Below are 20,487 nucleotides of genomic sequence, written 5' to 3'. Positions count from 1 at the left end.
CCTACTTCATCAACACACCATGGAGAAAAATATCCGCCATTCCTTCCGCCATTTCGCGCATGGACTGGGGAGAAGCTTGCGGTTCCATAATCGTTGTATCGCTAAATCCAGCAATTACAAACATGCCTAAAAACACCTGGGCGACAATTTTAGGATTCATCTGGCGATAAACCCCCCGATCCATCGCCGTTTGAAAGAAAGCTTCAGCCACATCCGTCATTTTATCAATCACATCGGCTTGAATGCGATCGCGCAACTCCGGATGAAACTGAGCCTCCATAAAACAGACTCTCATGCGATCCCCATTGCGATGCAAACTCATCATCCGTCGTCGCATCACCTGGGCAATATCGCGATAACTGCCCATTTCGCTTAACTCCGTGAGCAAATCCGTTAAAATATCAATCCAGCCTTGGGTGGCAATTTCCAACAAAATCGCCTTCTTATTACTAAAATGCCGAAATAGAGTCCCTTCCGCCACCCCCGCCGCTTGAGCTAGATCCCTAGTCGTTGTGCCATCATAGCCTTTGCGAGCAAATAGATGTTGGGCGGCTTCCAAAATGCGAGTGCGGGTTTGGGTTTCTGGTTTTGGCGTAGGAGTTGTTATGGTCATCTTCTTAAAGTCAGGTTAATATAACTCTCTTACCCTGTTGTATTGTGATTTAGGATGCCTTAGAGCAATTAATCCGTAAAACTTCACACAACCTTACAAAAGTTCTCTAAAAGGTCGAGCAACCGATCAAGAGTCCTCTAAAATCCATTCAGAAGAGCGATCGCCTAAATCTAAGATCAACGTCAAGGCTTTACCCAAACGGGGGCGATCGCTGGTTTGTTCAATATAAGACCGCAATTGCTCCGTAGCGCCCCAGTCTTGCAAATAGAGGGCAATACGGCTCAGATGAGCCAGATACTCCTGGGCAGACCAAGGGAACGAGGCTTGTTCCAAATATTTCCACATAATTTGCACCAAGATTTTCCCCTGGCTTCTCCGGATTTGCACATCGTAAGAACGCCCCCATTTATTCCGTAACAATTGTTGTAACTCTTCTCCGGTCATTCTTCTGCTCCCGATCCTCAAGCTGCAAAATTATGCAAAACTCACCGCTAAGGGGTGTTAAAAAATGTAATAATGCTCTCATATAGCGTTTTCAAATGAGAAACCGACATGGTGTAGGGGCGAATGGCCGTTCGCCCCTACAATATACCGTTAGTGAATCGATTAACAAAACAACTGATGACACAAGTTTCTGGATCGGCAGATGTCCCCAGCATGGGACGGCGGCAATTTATGAACCTCTTAACCTTTGGTTCCGCAACCGGAGTCGCTCTAGGCGCTCTTTATCCGGTTGTCAACTATTTTATTCCTCCCTCCAGTGGCGGTACTGGAGGCGGGACAACAGCTAAGGACGCGGCGGGTAATGATGTCATTGCCAGTGAGTATTTAGCCAGTCATCCCGCAGGCGATCGCTCCCTCGTTCAAGGACTCAAAGGAGACCCCACCTATTTAGTCGTCCAACAAGACAAAACCTTAGCCAGCTACGGACTCAACGCAGTATGTACCCACTTGGGTTGTGTTGTCCCTTGGAATCAGAGTGAAAACAAGTTTATCTGCCCTTGTCATGGTTCCCAGTACAATGCTGAAGGTAAAGTCGTTCGCGGGCCAGCTCCCCTATCTTTGGCTCTTGCTCATGCTGATGTCACTGACGATAAAGTGGTTCTGAGCAACTGGGAAGAAACCGACTTCCGCACCAATGAAGATCCCTGGTGGACTTAAACCCCTCTTTCCTGTCCATAAGCGCTGAATTTATAAAGTCTAAATCCTGTTCATAACTGATGAAATACTGTTCTGTCTTAGCAACCTGGCGCAGGTTGGCCTTAGTGGCGATCGCAGCTATATCTATCTTTGTAGCCTCCGATCTCATTAACCCCCAACCCGCAGCAGCCTACCCCTTTTGGGCCCAAGAAACCGCTCCCAATACTCCCCGTGAAGCCACCGGCCGCATCGTCTGCGCCAACTGTCACCTAGGAGCCAAACCTACCGAAGTCGAAGTTCCCCACTCTGTCCTCCCCGACACCGTATTCAAAGCAGTTGTCAAAATTCCCTACGACACCAGCGTACAGCAAGTCTTAGGAGATGGCAGTAAAGGCGGTCTCAATGTCGGTGCAGTCTTAATGCTGCCCGAAGGATTTAAAATTGCGCCTGAAGATCGGCTCTCTGAAGAACTCAAAGAAGAAACCGAAGGCCTTTATTATCAAACCTACACCGCAGACCAAGAAAATGTGATTTTGATTGGCCCCATTCCCGGTGATGACCATCAAGAAATTGTCTTCCCCGTTCTCTCTCCTGATCCCAAAACCGATAGTTCCATTAACTATGGTAAATTTGCCATTCATGTGGGAGGAAACCGGGGTCGCGGTCAAGTTTACCCCGCCGGAGATAATACCAACAATACCGTTGTTCCTGCTTCTGTCGCTGGAAAGATCGCCAGCATTACTGAACTCGAATATGGCGGCTATGAAGTCACTATTCAACCGGCCGATGGAGAAGCTGTAGTTAACAGTATTCCGGCTGGCCCCGAATTAATGGTTTCTGAAGGCGACGAAGTAGCAGCCGGACAACCCTTAACTAATAATCCCAATGTGGGTGGTTTTGGCCAAATTGATACGGAAATTGTTCTCCAAGATGCCAGCCGTATTCAAGCCATGATTGCTTTCTTGGTGCTGATTATGATCACTCAAATCTTCCTCGTTCTGAAGAAGAAACAAATCGAGAAAGTCCAAGCAGCCGAAATGAATTTCTAAATCCTCTATCTGGAGATCATTTCACCAGGTAGAAACCGAGATTCTTGAACAAGAATCTCGGTTTTTTATATGCGATTAAAGACTAACTTCAAAGGAGATATAATCAGTTCACAACGAGCAGCTTCTGATGAAAAAATATCAATATTCTCTTTATTGAACTGAAATTCTTCGATCAAAACTTCAGGTACATCTATATCAAGAGTCGATATAAATGAGCCTTCAGTATATCGAATGTTGTATGCCTTTTGAACTTCAGCAATGGTTTTGAATTGACTAAATGGCATGGTTATTCCTCTGGATGATAAGACTTTCCTGTATAATAAAGAGTCGGTCATTTTATACAAATTGATGGGTTCCTCTCCAATCAAAATTTCTCAGCCACCTCCTAAACCCTTCTCTAATCATCGCATCAGCTCTGCGGCTGTTCTCGTGACTCTGGGATTGGTTGTGGTGATTGCCTTGTCCCTTTCCCAGGGAAGCGTCAATATGAGTCAATCTGAACTATGGCAGGCGATTTTACATCAAGGAAGTACGGTCAACCAGGTGATTGTCTGGGATTTGCGCCTACCTCGTGTCATCGCTGCTCTGGTGGTGGGTTCAGCCCTGGGTACATCTGGGGCGCTGATGCAGGGAATGCTTCGCAATGGTTTAGCCAGCCCTTTTCTGCTGGGGATTTCAGCCGGGGCGGGATTGGTTGCTGTGGCTATGCTCAGTCTAGGATTTCTGCAATTGTGGGTTCCCCTGGGCGCTTGGCTGGGAGCCATGGGTACGACTCTTTTTGTTTATTTGCTGGCTCGCCAAGGCTCCACCCTTTCTGTAGAACGGCTGATTCTTGGTGGTGTAGCTGTCAGTGCTTTATTTGGAGCCATTCAGTCTGCCTTGCTCCTCACGACAGAGGATGGACGAGTGCAAGCAGCTCTGACTTGGTTGGTGGGCAGTTTAAATGGTCGAGGATGGCAAGAAGTGACGATCGCCGGGCCCTATATTTTCCTGGCGTTGGCGATTGCCTGTTTCCTCTCCTCCTGGATTAATTTGCTCAATCTCGGCGATGATTTATCCATCGGATTAGGGATTTCTCCCTTACGCGCCCGCTCCCTAATTGGCATGACGGCAGCTCTTCTGGCGGCGGGAGCCGTGAGTATTGCCGGTTTAATCGGCTTTGTGGGGCTGATTGTGCCCCATGGTGTACGCTTGCTCGTCGGCACAGATTATCGGGCGGTGATTCCTTTCTCTGCATTGGGGGGCGCACTGGTTCTCGCCTTCGCTGACTTGCTTTCTCGCCTTGGTTCCGTAGAATTGCCCGTCGGCATTGTTACCGCTTTCTTGGGTTCTCCGGTCTTTATCTGGCTCCTCTATCGTCGCTCAAGTCTAGGAGGGGTATAGGATGCCCCTCGAAGCTCAACATCTCTCAGGAGGCTATGGCAAAACCCCGATTGTCCAAGGTATCCATTTAGCCTTGCAACCAGGGGAATGGTTAAGTTTGTTGGGGGCAAATGGTTCGGGAAAATCGACCCTTTTGCGCTTGATGAGCCGTATCCTTGAGCCTCAACAGGGCGTGGTATTACTCGATGGAAAAGTTATCCATCGTCAACCGATTCAAGAGGTCGCCCGCCAACTGGCAATTTTACCGCAACAGCAGACGATTCCCCCCGGTTTAACTGTGGAGCAATTGGTCAGTTTAGGACGCGCTCCCTATCAAAACTGGTGGGAATGGGAACTTAATGGGGAGGGAAAGCAGAAAGTAGAAGAAGCGATGGAGGAAACTGGCGTAATTCAATTTCGCGATCGCCTGGTTACTCAACTGTCTGGAGGAGAAAAACAACGAGTATTTTTAGCTTTGGCTTTGGCTCAAAATCCCAAAGTTCTCTTGCTCGATGAACCAACAACTTATCTAGACATCCATTTTCAGCTTCAATTGCTGGATTTACTCAAATATCTCAATCAAAAGCAACAATTATCGATTATTACCGTGTTGCATGATATTAACTTAGCCGCTCGATATAGCGATCGCCTAGCCCTCTTACGTCAGGGTCAGCTTTTTAGTCTGGGGGATGCTCAAGCCATTCTTACCCCGGAAAATATGGCAGCCGTTTTTGATGTCGAAGTCTTAGTTTTAGACACTCCAGTAGGGATTCAAATCTGCCCCCTTTCCGATCGCCTCCCGTTAACCGAAAACCCTTAACTCCTAGCAAGATAAACCATGATTCAGCGCTTAAAACAGACTCTCATTGTGGGCATTTGTTTAATGCTCTTCGCCTGTTCTGTCCCCCCTCAAGATGATCTTTTTCAAGGTAATATCTCAGACTCCAAACCCACTGTAGAACGGGTGGTTGCCCTCTCTTCTTTAACGGCTGACCTAACTGAGCATCTCTCTAGGGACAAGCTGGTGGGCATTCCCGGTAGCAGTTTATTCAAAGATGATGAAAGATTTGCCGAATTGCCCCAAGTCAGCAGCGATCGCACCCCTCCCAATTTAGAGAAAATTGTGGCCCTCAAACCGGATTTAGTCCTGGGAGCGAGGGGTTTTCACGATCAGGCTGCTCAACGTTTAGAGGAATTGGGCATTAATACCCTTTTAGTTGAGGTGAATAGCTGGTCATCCCTGACTCAAATTACAGAGGATTTAGCCCTGCGTCTCGGAGCCAATCCCCAAGGTTTATTACAAGAGTATCAAGCTTGTTTAAACCAAGCACCCAGTCAGAGCAAATCTCTCTTGGTTTTAGTCAGTCGTCAGCCCATTTTATCTCCCAATAAAGACAGTTGGGCGGGGGATTTTTTGCAACAGTTTAAGGCTGAAAATTTGGCGGCTGATGAACAGGGAGATAGCCCCATTGGGGGTTATGTTACTCTATCAGCAGAAACGATTTTACAGGAAAATCCGGAAATCATTTTAATTGTCGATCCAGGGCAACAAGGCATTCTAGAACAGTTTCAAAAGGATGCTTTCTGGAGTAATCTGCAAGCGAGTACAAACGATCGCATATATACCATCGATTATTATGGTTTGGTCAATCCCGGCAGTGTGGGGAAAATTCGGGAAGCGTGCGATCGCCTCAGTGAAATTTTAACTCAGTGAATTCGCTGATCGGAGAATCTGATCAAATCCTTCTCTTTTCCCATTCAATGAAGTAGCAGAATATTTTGTAATACAAATGTAAGCCATTTCCCATTTTTGTAGTACAATAGAAGGTAATGGCTTCGCCTGTCTCCCAAAAAACGATCGCCTAATTACCATTCATGCAGTTTACTGGGCCATTTGAAACTCATATTACCGTTAGTGTCAAGGACTTAGAAGAGGTTGAGAAACTGCGCCAATGGAGCGCCTCTAAAGGTCTCAAATGTCTTCATATCCTGTTAGATCGAGGGGTTACCCCATCTCAACCCATGTTAACCCAATGGGGAGAGGGCACGTTGACCGGTGAACTCGATCGGGTACAAGATCTGTGTCAGGTGTTACAAGCAGAGGGGTTTTCCGTTGTTCGCATTAAGACGGAGGTGGCAGCCGATTGTCCGAGTGTTCCCCAGTGTACTACTGAAGCGGTTAATCACACAGATCATCAGTATTTTGAGCATCACATTAAACTGTTGCTTCAACCCCTAGCGCCTCTGAAGCCATTGATAGAAAGGGTTGAACCCTATTGTGCCCATCTTTCACGTAATGCGTTGAAGACGCGCCAGGATAGTTATCAGGAGCGATTTGTTACTCAACGGTGTCGGGGAGTGGGTCGTCAGGAAGCAGAGGAACAACTGAAGCACCTGTTGCAGGCGATCGCCGATTTAAACATCCCTATTCTCGATATTGAACAGGAATTTGTCGTTTACGATAGCAATTTTCAACTCGATCGCGATTGGATTTACTGAATTTTAGACCCTGTTGGAGAATCTATGAATATTTACCCAAACACCTATCCTACTAACACCGAAACCGAAAATACTATTCAACAGCCCAAGGTCTTTGATCCTGCCTTGGTACAGTTTCGGAATGCTTACCGTTTAGGCGACCCTATTTTTGCCGATCCAGCCCTTAAAGATCAATGGTTCAAAGCGCGTCTAGAAGTGATGAATCATCTGTTGGTTTGGATGAGTCATTCTCGTTGGCATCAACATTTAGTGCTGCGTGGTAGTCTTTTGCTCAAAGCCTGGCTAGAAGAAGTCGCGAGGGAACCGGGAGATATGGATTTTGTATTTAGACCGGACACTATCAGCCCTGAAGATCGTCTAGCTAAAGACCTATTTGATGAGTTAATTCAAATGGTTTCAGAGCATCCTAAAACTGAGTTAGCAACGATTCAAGTTGACCAAATTCGTCGGGATGAAATTTGGACATATGACCGGGTAGAAGGGCGACGGATTGTTTTTCCTTGGACAGTGGAAAATTTGCCTGGGGGAGTCGTACAAATGGATGTGACATTTCGGGAAACGCTTTTAGATGAACCCATCCCAACTTCTCTTTCCTTGATCGAAGGCGATCAGGCTCTAGTTTGGTCAGCCACTCCCGCACTATCCTTAGCATGGAAGTTACTGTGGCTAGAAACTGACCGTTATCCCCAAGGTAAAGACTTGTATGATGCGGTTTTGCTGGCGGAACGAACTACATTACCCTTTGATTTGCTCTATCAGGTGTTGCGATCGAGTCCTGACTGGCAAGACTTTGCCAAGCTTCAACGGGTTGACTGGGAAGCGGGTTTTCCGTTACTGATGGACACTTATGATTTAGATTGGGAGAATTTTACCGCAGAATATCCTTGGATCGAAGGGAACGCAACGGATTGGCTGGTGAGACTTTCTCAAGCTTTAGCGCCGACGTTTGCGGATGTCAACCTGGCTTGAATATAGCATGGTCTACTCCAGATGATCTTGTACGGTCATGGATTGGGTAAAAGAGGTTTAATATTTTGGAGGACTTCAGGTATGTCTATTTGGGTTACACTCCACACTTGCTGAATGTTAATCTGTCGATAATCGTGGACACACTTATCACGCATTCCAGCAATTTGTTTCCAGGGAATGTGGGGATTTTGCTCGCGAATTTCAGAAGATAATTGTTTGACAGCTTCACCCATAATCGTGATATGGTAAAGGACAGCACTTTGGGTTTTTAGATCCGTGGCAAAGCTAGATTCATCCATCCCTTCAACAAAGACTAAAATATCTCTACCAAATTTATTGAGATCGAGCAGATAAGACCGATCGCGATTCATAGATTACCTCAGCAGTATTTAAGATTTCTTCTCGGCGCAGCCAGTTGAAGTCATTTTTTACAGTGTCTTTTTCTACTAAGTCAACCTTCCGGTGGAGCCACTCTTCCAGGGTTTGTTCAAGTCCAACAAAACCCAGCAGACTCAGACTACAATCTGGAGAGAACGTCACCAGTATATCAATATCACTATCAGGGCGAAAGTCATCACGCAGAATCGAACCAAATAAAGCCAGTTCAATAATTTGTGAGTTTTGGCAAAATTCCGCTAGTTGTTCGGGAGTGATACCTAGACGTTGATAGAGGGTTTTAATCTTCATATCGCTGGTACTGGTATAGAGAAACTCATCAGTCTATTCGTTAATGTTGGGTTACCAAATTAAATTATACTATTAACTGCATAATTTTGTTGAGTATCTGTAGGGGCGGGTTTCAAACCCGCCCCTACAGATATGTCTCACTTAAATACCCTAACTAAAAATCTAGGGAGCAAGATGCTCCCACTCCAGTAATATCAAAGCATTGAGGGAGTGCGGGCATCTTGCCCGCTTGTCTTTTCCACTTAACCGGATTGACTATAGTATCGCCAGACCCCCCTTCAATCGCACACAGACAGCTTTTCTTCTTGACCCGTGGGATTATTCTGCAAATATCCTTGTAACCATTGACACCCGGTTCTGAGCAACTCGTCAAGTTCCAACTGCTCTAAATGCCATAGGGTAACCCGTCCATCTCCACCCACAGAAATCAGGGTTTTGCCATCGGGGGTGAAACTGAGTCCATTAATGGAACGATGGGAATTTGCCGTCAGCACATGCAGTAAGGTTCCGTCTTTGCGCCACAGGCGAATGGTGTTATGGCTGGCGGATGCTAATTGTTCTCCATCTGGGCTAAACACAACACTGGTGACCGTGTTTCCTTCATGTTCTAGGGGTTCGCTTAAAAGTTGCCCTTGGCGGTTCCAGAGTTTGACCCGGCTATCATAACTAGCGGTGGCGATCGCCTGGCCATCAGGAGCAAAAGTTACCCCCCAAACTCCCGCTCGATGGCGCAGAGTGCCCACCTGAGTGCCATCCGTGCGCCATAATTTTACCCGTCCCTCATCGCTGGCAGCAGCCACGAGTTGACCATCGGGGCTAAAACTGACCCAATTAATAGCAGAACTATCCGTAACCAAGGTTTTTAATAATGTGCCATCTCTGCGCCATAACTTCACCGTATAATCCTTACTCCCAGAAGCAATCTTTTTACCATCAGGACTCACACTCACACTGAGAACAACATCCCGATGACCCTGCAAAGTCTGCAAAAGCTCCCCTTTCAGGTTCCAAACCTTCACTTGGCGATCGTCCCCTGCGGTGATTAACTGTTGACTATCTGGGGTAAAAGCAACTCCCCAAACCTGTCCCTGATGACCCTTCCAGGACTTTAGCACCGTCCCATCTGGCTGCCATAACCCAATCCTACCATTATCGCCGATAGTGGCAATTTTCCTCCCATCTGCACTCACACTCACCCCATTGAGAGACCCATCCCCCTCCCAAACCTCCATCAGAGCATTATTCAAACGCCACACCTTCACCGACTTATCCAAACTGGCCGAAACAATGCGACTCCCATCTGGACTAAACCCCACCTTCGGAACCCAATGACTATGACCCATTAACGTTTTTTGCAAACTCCCATCCAACCCGCTCCAAATCTTAATCGTCTTATCCTTACTTGCCGTCACAAACTGTTGACCATCGGCGCTAAAACGCACATCTAAAACTGTATCATCATGGGCTTCAATTTTACTAATCAACCCCTCCTCAGTCCAAAAACTTACCGTTCCTTTTCTCTGACCCATTTTCTCTCCAATTACCTGACCCGCAACCGCTAAAAATCCCCTGGGCGACCAACTCATAGCATAAACTTCTTGCTCAGTTATAAATGTTTTTACAAGGGTTCCATCCAAGCGCCAAAACCTGATTTTACGGTCTAAACTTGCCGTTGCCACCAACTGACCATCGGCAGAAAAAACCACACTTAAAACTGATGAATCATGGGATAGAGTCGCCACCTCTGAGCCATCTTTATGCCAGAGTTTCACCGTTTTATCACGGCTCGCAGAAGCAATTAAAGGATTCTCCAAGTCGGAATTAACCGCGAGGTCAATAATTTGGTCTGTATGGCCCTTTAATTCCACATATTCTATCTGATCTAAGTTCGCTACCTTACTTAAATCAGGAAACTTGCCTAAATTCCACAATTTAATCGTATGATCCCAACTACCAGAAGCTAACCAACCCTCTGGCAGAAATACCAAACTCGTAATAATATCACTATGACCCGGAATTGTAAAACAGGGTTTTCCTTGCTCATCCCAGATGCGAATGGTGCGGTCTTCTCCTGCGGTAGCAATTAATTTTCCATCGAGGCTAAAGGTAGCTGCATAAACCCCATCTTTATGGCTCTCTAAGCGATTCTCCTCACTAATTTTATAAACCGCATAGGATAAAGTTTTCTCAATTGTCTCGGACACAGATTTAGGCACAAATGGCGTAATTTTAATTTGCTCTCCCGCTTTAATTCCAGTGGTTAATCCTTCAATTTCCTTATTTAATCCCACTAAAGCTTCAGAAGATGTGCCCAAGGTTTTAATCTGATTAATCACTCCATTCCAGGAAAATCCTGTTAACCCCACGATAAAAAAACTCGCCCCAACCAACAGGGAATTCAAAATAAACTTGCGCTGTTTCTCGCTCTTTTTATGTTTCGCTTTCGCTTGCGCCAATGCCGTTAATAATATTTTTTCTTGGCGTAAATTTTCCAGGACAATTTTTCCTTTATACAATCGCTCTTTTTCTTGGTCTATCGATTCTGATTCGGAAACAGAATGATCCGAATCTGGAATATAATCTTCTAAGTCCTGTTGTACTGCCTTATAGCGCTCTTCAGCTATTTGAGAAATCAGAAAATTTTCATCCCGTAAAGCCTCAATTTCTTTCTGGTTTTCTGCATTTTGTTTCTGAAGTTGCGATCGCTCCTGATTAATCAGCTTTTTCTTCTGGGTTTGGATAAATTCAACCAAATAATCATGAATTAACTGATAGCGGGGTTCGGGTTGTTCGGGAATGGGATAAATCAAACCCGAACCACAGAAAATATCTAAAATTAATTTTAAGTTTTCCGCAGAAAGATCGGAACCCATTTGAGTTAAAATTTCCGACTTAGTTTTTAAGGGACGATTTTCTTCTTCATCCGTAAATGTATAAACCACTTTTCGCGCGTGATACTCATTTTTTTCACCACAATCTTTAATAACTGATTCTAAAAAGTTCTCGACTAATTTATGCTTAGGCCCGACTTGATGATATTGCTCTAGAGTAGTAATATTAAGCTCTTGAAGCTGAGAACCGACAATTTGTAATTCAATCGGTCTAACTTCATTGGTTCCCCCAGATAAATCATTAACTAAAGCCTTAATTAAGTCATCATCGAGTTCAAACTGAGTGTTACGAGTCAAACTTTTAATCACTTCAAAGGTATGCGCTTTGGAGAAGTTGCCTAATGCATACCGATTACTTTTATCCAATAAATTACAACCGATCGTCTCTAGGGATAAATTCTGTTCAATTTCTAACAGGTGATGTAAATAATCCTCTCGAATGGAAAGAATTATTTTTAGCCCAGATTGATGCAGACATTCCCCTAAAAATCGATAAAATGCTTGTCGCTTTTCAGGTTCAGTACAGACAAAGAAAAATTCTTCAAATTGGTCAAAAATCAGTACGGTTAATCCACTTTGATCTGCAATTTTGTCAAAGGTTTGTAGATAGAATTTTGGAGTATAATTCGAGAGTTCAGGAAGGCTGAATTGAAAGTATTTCAAGGATTCATTTAAAGCTTTCCCCAAAGTAATCATCCAATCCGAATATACGCGCATCACCACAGGTAGGGGAATTTGATCGCCTAGGGTTTTTCGATGCAAAGTAGGAACTAATCCCGCACTAACCATCGAACTTTTACCGACTCCAGAAGGCCCATGAATAACGGTTACTTTATAATCTGAACGACTAATCCGATACAGGAGATTTTGCACATCTTTTTGACGGTTAGAGGTAGAGATAGCTTCAGCGACTCCTCCCACCTCTGCATCGGTTTCTATCTGATTAGAAAAGAGGGGATTGAACGCTTGTTGAGCAGGTCTTAATTGGGATGCACCGACAAAGGGACGTAATCCATACTGAGATTGGACTGCACGCTGTTCTTGTTTGAGTAAAAAGGCTTCTTGATAACACTGTTCGTGGAAATAGAGCGATCGCACTCCTTTTAGTAAGCGTAAATACCGATGTGGATCGTGGCGAGAATTGCTTTCTTTAATCGCTATTTTTAGCTTCTCTTTTGCTTCTTTTAACCTCTGATTGGCTCCTTCATACTGCTTTAGATGGCGCAAACATCGAACTAATTGTAATTGAAACAACTGAGACCAAAGGAGAGGGTATAATCCCTGGGGTAAAGGGGTGAAAGCATTGCTTTCAGTGGGGTCTACTCCTGAATCTAAGATAGCTAAACACTGCTCGAATCGCTGGCAGGCCGTTTGCCATTCTCCCTGTTCTAGGGCTAACTTACCTAAAAAACCATAATCGAGAGCCAATTGCACCGGCAACCCATACTGCTGATGTAAATCTAGGGAGGTTTGCGTAAACTCTAAAAGGGTTTCCCAGGCTTGTAAATGTTGCAGTACATCACTGACTTGTCCCGTAATTTGTGCCATTAAATCTTGCCGTCCAGCGTCTTGAAAGCACTGTATAGCTTGATGAAAATAATACCAAGATTGTTCCCATAACCCTTGCTGTTCTTGGTTTTGTTGCGCCGGATAAAAATAACAGAGTCCCAGATAAAACAACAGTAAACCTTGATGCTCTAAATTGGGGCTAGAGGATAAATGTTGTTCATAATTTAAAGCGGTTTGATAATAGCCGATCGCCGCTTCAATCTCACCTTGCATCAGTCGGTCATGGCCTAAAAGAATGGCTACCCTTGCTTCTAAGTCTGGATCAAAATCGGTTTCTCGGCGCTCTAGGGTTGAGAGGGCAAATTCTAACTCTTCTCGATTTTGACCGCATCCTCCCCGTTTGCGAGAAATAAATGAGAGGGGAAACGTGAGCAGTTGTTTCCGCTCGCGACTTAAGAGATTTTCGAGTAAGGTTTGGGATTTTTGGAGAATGAGGGTTGAGAGCGCTGGGGTGGTGAGATCGAAGGAGATGGGATTAGCGGCGAAATTGGCAAAATCGGGGGCAAGCTGCAAAAATTGATATAAGAGGCGATCGTTAACCCATAAGACTAAGGGACAATTAAGCAGTTTGCGAAATTCATCCCGGATGACGTTGGTAGAAATTAAGATATCTTCTAAGTTAATGACAGATTCTAGACCTAAAACCAATAGTGCAGAGGGTTGGTTTTCAGTCAGGAGAAAATCGGCTTTAACGCTCCGATAGAGATGGGTGACATCGGGGGATAATTGCAAGCATCTAAACGAGGGAAAATCTGGAGATCGCTCCTTTAAAACCTCAGATAACCGCTTTAATAGATACTCTCGCAGTTGACCATAGTTACAGCGTACCAAAATTAAGGAAAACTGACCTTGAGACAGGGTAATGGCTCGCGCCAACTGCTTCAAGGCCCGTTCATTCTCTATGAAGTCGCAATCTTCCCAGAATTGTTCTGTACTAACCATTGCTTGAATTTTTGATGCTCGCATAAAGCGGGATTGAGTGCAAACCAAGACCCTTCTGAATCTCGATATTCAAACACAAACATACTGCGTAATAGGGTCAAGTATTCTAGGTCTCCCTGGACGCTTTGGTGATTGACTACACGATACAAGAGTTCCCATTCTTCATCTTTAATGGAGGTGGTTAAATAATCTCGACGGTCTCGAATCACTGCTTCTAGTATATCGCGGGAAAAGGGCGGGTCTTCCTGTTGCAAACAACTAAAGAGCATTCCGAGTAGGTTTCGCAGGTGACCCCCACTGACTTGACAGAGCCGGTCTAAGGTATCGGAGTGGTCAAAAAGTTCTAAAATATGAGCCTGCTGTTGGTCTAGGGTTTGGTCTGGAAAGGCACGGGTTAAGACCATCTGCTGCAAAAGTTCCATTCCCTGGGCAAAGGGTTCTCCGGTGCGAGTTTTGACGGGAACCATGGGTAAGACTTTGGGGGTAATTCCTCCTCCCAGACGATTTTTCAGGGTTTCGCATTCACTGGAAAAAATCAGGGAGAGGGGAATGGTATAGACCAGATGGCAGTTGAGTTGACGCAGTTGCACCCCTCGGTCAATAAAGAGGTATTCAGGTAAGAGTCGTCCGGTGGGCCCAGCTTGATTATGTACTCGGTCGAGGTTATCGACAATGACGACTAATCCTTTTTTTCCCTGACGTTTGAGTTGTTCAGTGGCTACTTGTAGGAGTTCTTGGTTAATGGCTTCTAAAATACTGGCGGTGCGGGGTTCGAGATAGTTGCGAAGACGATGGCGCAGTTTTTGACTTTCTCTGGTTTTGGCGGTGATTTTGGCGATACCGAGAGGAAGGGAGAATTCTATTTCGCCACTACTGTTGGCGCTGAGGTCTCCGACTCCGGGAATGGAGGCTTCGGCATTGAGGTCTATGGGAGTTTGGAGAAAGTCTACGGCATCTTTGAGCAGGGTTTTGAAGGTGCGCGGTTGCACTTCGATGGAGCGCTGCTGTAGGTGTTCGCTGACTTGGCGGGCGATCGCCAATAAAATATCGGTAATGTCAATATCGCCCATATCCAGGTCTTCTGAGGACTCAAAGTAGACGACCTCAAAGTTTTCTTGCTCTAGCAAGGCCTTTAAGCGCAAGAGTTCGGTGGATTTTCCGCAGCCAATATGGCCGGTGAACAGTTGGCAGGTAGGGCGATCGGGGGATAGGGTAATAATGGTACGACCCAAGGCTTTGACTATTTTTCCCCCCCGTACAGAGGAGAAGTCAATATAATAACGGCGGTTGTCTGGATCGCCTAAGTCTAAGGGTGCGGATGGATTACAGGCTTGGTAAAATTGCCCTAAATTTAAACTCATAGCTTATGTGGGTGGGGGATAGGGGGATAGGGGGATAGGGGGATAGGGGAATTGCCTGTTTCCTATTCCCGATTACCCCAATTTTTAATTTTTAATTTTTAATTTTTAATTGATACTAGCATCCTAACCAGGTACAATCTCCCCGGCCGCCTCGTTGATCTCTGGCTTCTGGGTTGACTAAGGGTTGGATCAAATTTGGGTGACTCTGGTCTAAAGTCGAAAAGGAGTCTAGGCGTTGTTCAGATAAGAGGCGATCGCCATCAAGAGAGTTCATCCCTAAACAGAATAAGATCGCGATCGGTACAATACTACGATTGTTCCACATGATAACCTTCTCCTTCACCCCATTGATCGGGGCAACTCAATAGAAACTCAGCTACAGTCTGACGACTGATTCACTATTCATCCCATCCTCACAGAGTTCAGGAAGACCTGGTGCAGGTGTTGTTCCTATAGATTTTAAGACGATCAATCGGGTGTAAAAGTTCATGCTCTGTCAGGATTCTGGTTTTGGCAAATACCCAATAAATCCCCAAGTCTCTTGTTTAATATCGACGGGAGAAACCCTAAAACCGATCGCCAAACCTTAATCAATACTACGACCATTGAAGACTTGGGGCGCTTCTCGTTTGGCAGGAGGGGCACTGCTGGCTTGCCGTTGTTGCTGTTGATCTTTTTGAAAGTAATGTTGCCACAGTTCGGGGGCATTGAGGGTATCACCCCCATGACGGGTGAGCCGTTGACGGATGCGACAGAGGACAGGAGTATTGACACAAGCTCCAGCAATGATGGCTTGACCTTTGGTGAGGGCGGGAAGCTCATTAAGCAGGTCTCGGCCGGCTGCTTCGACTCCATGTTTGAGACTATCTTGATCTACAGGGTTGATGATGCGGAGCAAAAATTGGCTCATGCATTGGGAGAGGACATCGGAATCAAGTTTACCTGGGCGTTGGGTGATCAGGCCGACTCCGAGTCCAAATTTGCGCCCTTCGCTGAGGATGGTTCGCAGCATGGCTTTACACCGGGAGGGTTCGTGAGCGGGGGCGAAGCGATGAGCTTCTTCGAGGAGAATAAAGACGGGGAAGGGAAGATAGTTGTCATCGTCGGGAAGCAGCTTTTGTTTTTGGGTGTTCATCCGCGCTTGATAGGTTTGGCGCAAAAGGGCGGCACAGATGACTTGTTGTTCTTCTTGGGGGATTTCGTTCATTTGTAGAACGGTGACTTGCCCCGGTTCAAAGAGGTTTTGGGGGGTGAGGTGTTTGTAGGCGTGGAAATGGGGCGATCGCTCTAACCGTTCGAGTTTCCATTCTAGAGCAGGGGCTGAACTGCCGACTTTTTCGTTCCCTTCCTCGTCGGTTTGGCGATCGGCTTCATAGACGGCGGCAATGAGATCTTGCACATCCCAGCGATATTCGGAGTTTTTGTGTCTTTTGAGGATGTTAAAGGCTTTGCTGAGGATGGACTGTTGGCGATCGCTCATGGTGGGCAATAACATCAAAATGTCATAGTAGTCCAAGGACGACAAGCGGATATGCACGTCTTCTGGTAGCAGAATTTTCACCTTGGGACTATAGCCATCTTCACCGCGAAAGGCCCCATGGCCTTGTAAGTCGGCTAGGGTTCCATACTCTCCGTGGGGGTCGAAAATTAAGACTGGGGCGCGGTTGTGGGGCGCAAGAAATTCTTCAATCAGTACCCCAGCCGTATAGGATTTTCCCGAACCCGTGCCCGCAAGAATGGCTAGGTGAGTGCTGACTAATTCTTTCACATCTAAAACCACGGGCACATTGCCACCGGGACGCAGCAGAATCGACCCCATGTGGGCGCTACCGACTTCTCCTGGTTGTTTGCGGTTGATTACGGACTGCAAAAGAGAGTCATCCGCCAACATCACCTTCGCTCCCGGATCGGGGGACTGGCGAGGGTTAAGAAATCCTAAATTTGGGTGAAAATACCCAACTACCTCCACCGTGACTTCGTACAATTCCGGATTTTTATCCGTAAATCCCACTAAAGCGGCGATCGCCTCTGGACTGGTTTCTGGATCGGCAAAGATGCGATCGGGCAAGTGATCGATTAGACTTATACTTACTATCTTACCGAGGATTTGCTGATTTTCATTACCTGAAATCAACGAATAATAAACCAATTCGCCGATTTTGACTTGGCGATTATTCGTTGTAATAAATACATATTGATTCCCCGTTTCACCTGGGCCTTTGACCGTGCCAATAATTTCAGTCGCAGCGTTGGATTGGGATTGTACAGACGATTGTCTACCGATCATAGTCTACCCTGAATTAATTCATTAAGAAAACATTAAAAAAACAACTGGATTGGGGGACTATTTCTAGTACGTTGCTTGTCGTTTAGAGAAAGTTTGCGGAATTTTCGGATTTCTTTAGGTAGGACATTATTGTACCCTGTAATTGGGGTTGATTGATTAAGTAACCTAACCCAAATAGATTAAAAGATTGGAGTGAGTTTCAAGCTGTTTATGTTAACGATTTGGGCATCTCCTTCAAGCCAAAGACTTTTAGTTTTTTCAATCCATTATTAATCCATGTGGGGGTACAAAAAATATGTTATTTAATGGACTAAATGGCGGTATAAATACGGACAGAAATTGTACCCTAAAGATTGATAAAGCTAATTATAGCCTACCCTACACTCTAGAATCTCGTGATGCTTGCACTCCAGCGTGGAATTCTACTATGGAAAATCTGAATTTAGACCGGGCACTTTCATTACCAGAAAGTGCGTGTTTTGCAGTCAGTGCTGCTCCAGCCACTGTAGCGCCAACACCCCAAACCCTGCGCCAATTCCAAGTTTTAGTTGCCGAGCGCACGGCCCAATTAGAATTGAGCTTGAAAGTACAGGCTAAACTCTATGAACAAACCCGCCGTCAAGTAGAAGAGCTGCGCCATCTGAATGAACTCAAGGATGAATTCTTAAGCACCATTAGCCATGAACTGCGGACTCCTTTAACCAGTATGTGCTTGGCGATCCGGATGTTGCGCCAACCAGGAATTTCAGCCGATCGCCAACAAAAATATCTGGAAATTTTAGAGAGTCAATGTCAACAAGAAATCCATCTGATCAATGACTTACTAGCCCTGCAAGAATTGGAACAGCAGACGGTGGAGACTCAACATCAAGCTTTAGATCTGCAAGAGTTGATGGAGCAAGTCACAGCCCGTTTTGAGAGCCAATGGAGTCATAAACACTTAACCCTGAACCTAGAGATCGCGCCAGAAGCCACAAGCCTAGAAACTGAACCAGAGAGTATCAAGCGCATTCTAGCAGAGTTACTCACCAATGCGGGCAAATTCTCGGATGCCGATAGTCAGGTTAAGATTGCCGTCCAACCCTATCATGGAGAAGGGATAGAAGGGGTACAAGTGGCGATCGCCAATCAAGGTATGGGTATTGGGGAACATGAATTAGACGAAATTTTCCACAAATTCCGTCGCGGAACCGGAGTCACTGAGCGGGCGATCGCCGGAACCGGTTTAGGCCTAGCCCTCGTCAAGGCTTTAGTGGAACAATTAGGAGGAACCATCACCGTCAACAGTGAACCCATTAACTCTGGCTCATCCTGGGAAACCTGTTTTACCCTCATCCTCCCCCAGAGTTAATGCTAGGCTGTGATAGCGGTTGTGAATGTTAACGGGTCAGCCCCCAGAATGCTCAAAATTAGTCAACCTCGCTCTCGACGCTGGCAAAACCTTACTTATTCTCCAGTTATCCGCCAAATTCAAGTTTTTTTGGCGGCCATTCGCTTCATCACTCTATTACTCTGGGATCGCTGGCGTGGAGGCCCCTCTTCTGCTCTCAAACGCAAACGAGCTAGGGGTTTGGTAGAAACCTTACTGAGGTTGGGCCCCACCTTTATTAAAATTGGTCAGTCTCTCTCCACCAGAGCCGATCTACTACCCGTCGAATATGTAGAAGCCCTAGAACAACTGCAAGATCGAGTTCCTGCTTTTAACACTCAAACGGCGATCGCCATTATCGAGCTGGAACTCGGTGCATCCGTAGGCGCGATCTTCCGTGACTTCGATCCCCTTCCCCTCGCTGCTGCAAGTTTAGGCCAAGTCCATCGCGCCACCCTCCACACTCAAGAAGAAGTGGTGATCAAAGTCCAACGTCCCGGACTCAAAGCCTTATTCGATGTCGATGCTAAAGCCATCTATCGAGCCATCCAAGTCACCGAATTCCTCTTCCCTTGGACGCGCAAATATGAACTGCGAACCATCTATCATGAATTCTTCCGCATTCTCTATCAAGAAATTGACTACAAACAAGAAGGCTTAAATGCAGACCGCTTTCGGCAAAACTTTGCCAAAGACCCTAAAATTATCGTCCCTCGGATCTATTGGCGCTACACTACCCACAAAGTCCTAACCATCGAATATTTACCCGGCATTAAAGTCGATAACCGTGAAGCCCTGATCGCCTGCGGTCTCGATCCTCAGAAAATCAACCAAATTGGCATTTGTTGCTATCTCAAGCAGCTACTTTTAGATGGTTTTTTCCAAGCTGATCCCCATCCCGGTAATTTAGCCGTTACCTCCAAAGGACAACTGATTTTCTATGACTTTGGCATGATGGGGGAAATTCAATCTTTGGCCAAAGACCAGATGATCCGCAATTTTTTTGCGGTCTTACGCAAGGATACCGACGAAGTAGTAGAGACCTTGATCGATATGGGGTTAATTGAACCCATGGCTGATATGACTCCTGTGCGTCGTTTGATTGCATTTTTGTTGGATCGGTTTACAGAACGACCGGTGAATTTTCGCGAGTTTACCTTAATTAAAGATGAACTCTATGCCATGTTTGAGCAGCAACCTTTTCGTTTACCCGCAGAGATGACGTTTGTGTTAAAGGCTCTCACGACTTTAGATGGCATTGCCCGTATTTTAGATCCAGAATATAATTTCGCTGCCTCTTCTCAACCGTTTATTCGGGAAGTGACTGCGGGGAAAGGGACGGGATATTTAGTGGGGGAAACTCTACGACAGGTGAAGTTGTGGGTGCAGTCCCCCTTTGAAAAATCCAAGGTTACGGATGAATTCTTGGCACAGTTAGGAAAACGGATGGAGACTGGAGGCTTGACGTTTTCTGTCAAAGCAAAAGAGAGCGATCGCCTCTTGGAGTCTCTGAGCTTAGGACTACAAAGCCTACTCTATCTCTGTGGCGCTGGCTTTACCTTGATTTCTAGCACCATTCTGTTTGTGGGCCAATTTTCGGGATGGGCGATCGCCCTCCTGTGCGGATCAGGTTTATTTCTCCTCTTCTGTCTGCGATCGCTCTTTCGCCTCTCCCTCCGCAACCGTCTTAACCGTATTTCTTAGCTGAGGATGGGTTTTTAAAAAAATTATAGGGGCAGGTTTTAAACC

The 20,487-nt window shown here is 45.8% G+C and carries 18 protein-coding genes; 9 read left to right on the top strand and 9 right to left on the bottom strand.

Annotation, left to right across the window (positions count from 1 at the left end):
* Window position 1: 1 nt before the first annotated feature.
* Together AC3FZD_RS03320 and AC3FZD_RS03315 are read right to left on the bottom strand one after the other, a co-directional pair.
* On the bottom strand, window positions 2-613 hold the full coding sequence (locus tag AC3FZD_RS03320) for a TetR/AcrR family transcriptional regulator (protein WP_488738761.1): 612 nt from the start codon (window positions 611-613) through the stop codon (window positions 2-4).
* A 126-nt stretch (window positions 614-739) separates the two neighbouring features.
* Window positions 740-1,057 (bottom strand): DUF3067 family protein, encoded by a 318-nt coding sequence (locus AC3FZD_RS03315; protein WP_488738760.1) that lies wholly within the window; start codon window positions 1,055-1,057, stop codon window positions 740-742.
* A 177-nt stretch (window positions 1,058-1,234) separates the two neighbouring features.
* Between AC3FZD_RS03315 and petC the strand changes: the two genes are divergently transcribed.
* Together petC and petA are read left to right on the top strand one after the other, a co-directional pair.
* Window positions 1,235-1,774, top strand: coding sequence for a cytochrome b6-f complex iron-sulfur subunit (gene petC, locus AC3FZD_RS03310; protein WP_488738759.1), 540 nt, complete (start codon window positions 1,235-1,237; stop codon window positions 1,772-1,774).
* 59 nt (window positions 1,775-1,833) lie between these two features.
* Window positions 1,834-2,802: a cytochrome f gene (gene petA, locus AC3FZD_RS03305; protein WP_488738758.1), complete on the top strand. Its 969-nt coding sequence runs from the start codon at window positions 1,834-1,836 to the stop codon at window positions 2,800-2,802.
* 65 nt (window positions 2,803-2,867) lie between these two features.
* Here petA and AC3FZD_RS03300 read toward each other — a convergent pair whose 3' ends face one another.
* On the bottom strand, window positions 2,868-3,086 hold the full coding sequence (locus AC3FZD_RS03300; protein ID WP_488738757.1) for a hypothetical protein: 219 nt from the start codon (window positions 3,084-3,086) through the stop codon (window positions 2,868-2,870).
* 64 nt (window positions 3,087-3,150) lie between these two features.
* Here AC3FZD_RS03300 and AC3FZD_RS03295 point away from each other — a divergent pair, with 64 nt between their 5' ends.
* The 5 genes from AC3FZD_RS03295 to AC3FZD_RS03275 all read left to right on the top strand — a co-directional run bounded on the left by AC3FZD_RS03295 (window position 3,151) and on the right by AC3FZD_RS03275 (window position 7,632).
* On the top strand, window positions 3,151-4,185 hold the full coding sequence (locus AC3FZD_RS03295) for a FecCD family ABC transporter permease (protein WP_488740259.1): 1,035 nt from the start codon (window positions 3,151-3,153) through the stop codon (window positions 4,183-4,185).
* Window position 4,186: 1 nt separating this feature from the next.
* Window positions 4,187-4,984 (top strand): ABC transporter ATP-binding protein, encoded by a 798-nt coding sequence (locus AC3FZD_RS03290; RefSeq protein WP_488738756.1) that lies wholly within the window; start codon window positions 4,187-4,189, stop codon window positions 4,982-4,984.
* 18 nt (window positions 4,985-5,002) lie between these two features.
* Window positions 5,003-5,878: an ABC transporter substrate-binding protein gene (locus AC3FZD_RS03285; RefSeq protein ID WP_488738755.1), complete on the top strand. Its 876-nt coding sequence runs from the start codon at window positions 5,003-5,005 to the stop codon at window positions 5,876-5,878.
* A 161-nt stretch (window positions 5,879-6,039) separates the two neighbouring features.
* Entirely contained in the window at window positions 6,040-6,663 is a 624-nt protein-coding gene (locus AC3FZD_RS03280) for a hypothetical protein (protein WP_488738754.1), read from the top strand.
* Between the two features lie 24 nt (window positions 6,664-6,687).
* On the top strand, window positions 6,688-7,632 hold the full coding sequence (locus tag AC3FZD_RS03275; protein ID WP_488738753.1) for a nucleotidyl transferase AbiEii/AbiGii toxin family protein: 945 nt from the start codon (window positions 6,688-6,690) through the stop codon (window positions 7,630-7,632).
* 35 nt (window positions 7,633-7,667) lie between these two features.
* Here AC3FZD_RS03275 and AC3FZD_RS03270 read toward each other — a convergent pair whose 3' ends face one another.
* The 6 genes from AC3FZD_RS03270 to AC3FZD_RS03245 all read right to left on the bottom strand — a co-directional run bounded on the left by AC3FZD_RS03270 (window position 7,668) and on the right by AC3FZD_RS03245 (window position 17,369).
* Window positions 7,668-8,003 carry a HepT-like ribonuclease domain-containing protein gene (locus AC3FZD_RS03270; protein ID WP_488738752.1) on the bottom strand — a complete coding sequence of 112 codons (336 nt, stop codon included), beginning with the start codon at window positions 8,001-8,003 and terminating at the stop codon, window positions 7,668-7,670.
* Window positions 7,966-8,319, bottom strand: a complete 354-nt coding sequence (locus tag AC3FZD_RS03265; RefSeq protein WP_488738751.1) for a nucleotidyltransferase family protein — start codon at window positions 8,317-8,319, stop codon at window positions 7,966-7,968. Before AC3FZD_RS03265 ends, AC3FZD_RS03270 begins: the two co-directional genes overlap by 38 nt.
* Window positions 8,320-8,597: 278 nt before the next feature.
* Complete coding sequence (locus tag AC3FZD_RS03260) at window positions 8,598-13,721, bottom strand: nSTAND1 domain-containing NTPase (RefSeq protein WP_488738750.1); 5,124 nt, start codon at window positions 13,719-13,721, stop codon at window positions 8,598-8,600.
* Window positions 13,679-15,082 (bottom strand): P-loop NTPase fold protein, encoded by a 1,404-nt coding sequence (locus AC3FZD_RS03255; RefSeq protein ID WP_488738749.1) that lies wholly within the window; start codon window positions 15,080-15,082, stop codon window positions 13,679-13,681. The genes AC3FZD_RS03260 and AC3FZD_RS03255 overlap by 43 nt, the downstream gene beginning before the upstream one ends.
* A gap of 115 nt (window positions 15,083-15,197) precedes the next feature.
* Window positions 15,198-15,407 (bottom strand): hypothetical protein, encoded by a 210-nt coding sequence (locus AC3FZD_RS03250; RefSeq protein WP_488738748.1) that lies wholly within the window; start codon window positions 15,405-15,407, stop codon window positions 15,198-15,200.
* 261 nt (window positions 15,408-15,668) lie between these two features.
* Entirely contained in the window at window positions 15,669-17,369 is a 1,701-nt protein-coding gene (locus AC3FZD_RS03245) for an ATP-binding protein (RefSeq protein ID WP_488738747.1), read from the bottom strand.
* 295 nt (window positions 17,370-17,664) lie between these two features.
* Here AC3FZD_RS03245 and AC3FZD_RS03240 point away from each other — a divergent pair, with 295 nt between their 5' ends.
* Together AC3FZD_RS03240 and AC3FZD_RS03235 are read left to right on the top strand one after the other, a co-directional pair.
* Window positions 17,665-18,720 carry a sensor histidine kinase gene (locus AC3FZD_RS03240; protein WP_488738746.1) on the top strand — a complete coding sequence of 352 codons (1,056 nt, stop codon included), beginning with the start codon at window positions 17,665-17,667 and terminating at the stop codon, window positions 18,718-18,720.
* A gap of 48 nt (window positions 18,721-18,768) precedes the next feature.
* A complete protein-coding gene (locus AC3FZD_RS03235) occupies window positions 18,769-20,442 on the top strand; it encodes an ABC1 kinase family protein (protein ID WP_488738745.1) in 1,674 nt (557 codons plus the stop codon).
* Window positions 20,443-20,487 lie beyond the last annotated feature (45 nt).

This window comes from Roseofilum sp. KMC-1 (genome assembly GCF_057802075.1).
Note: the sequence above shows the minus strand (reverse complement) of the source record. Positions and strands in the feature narration are given on the sequence as shown.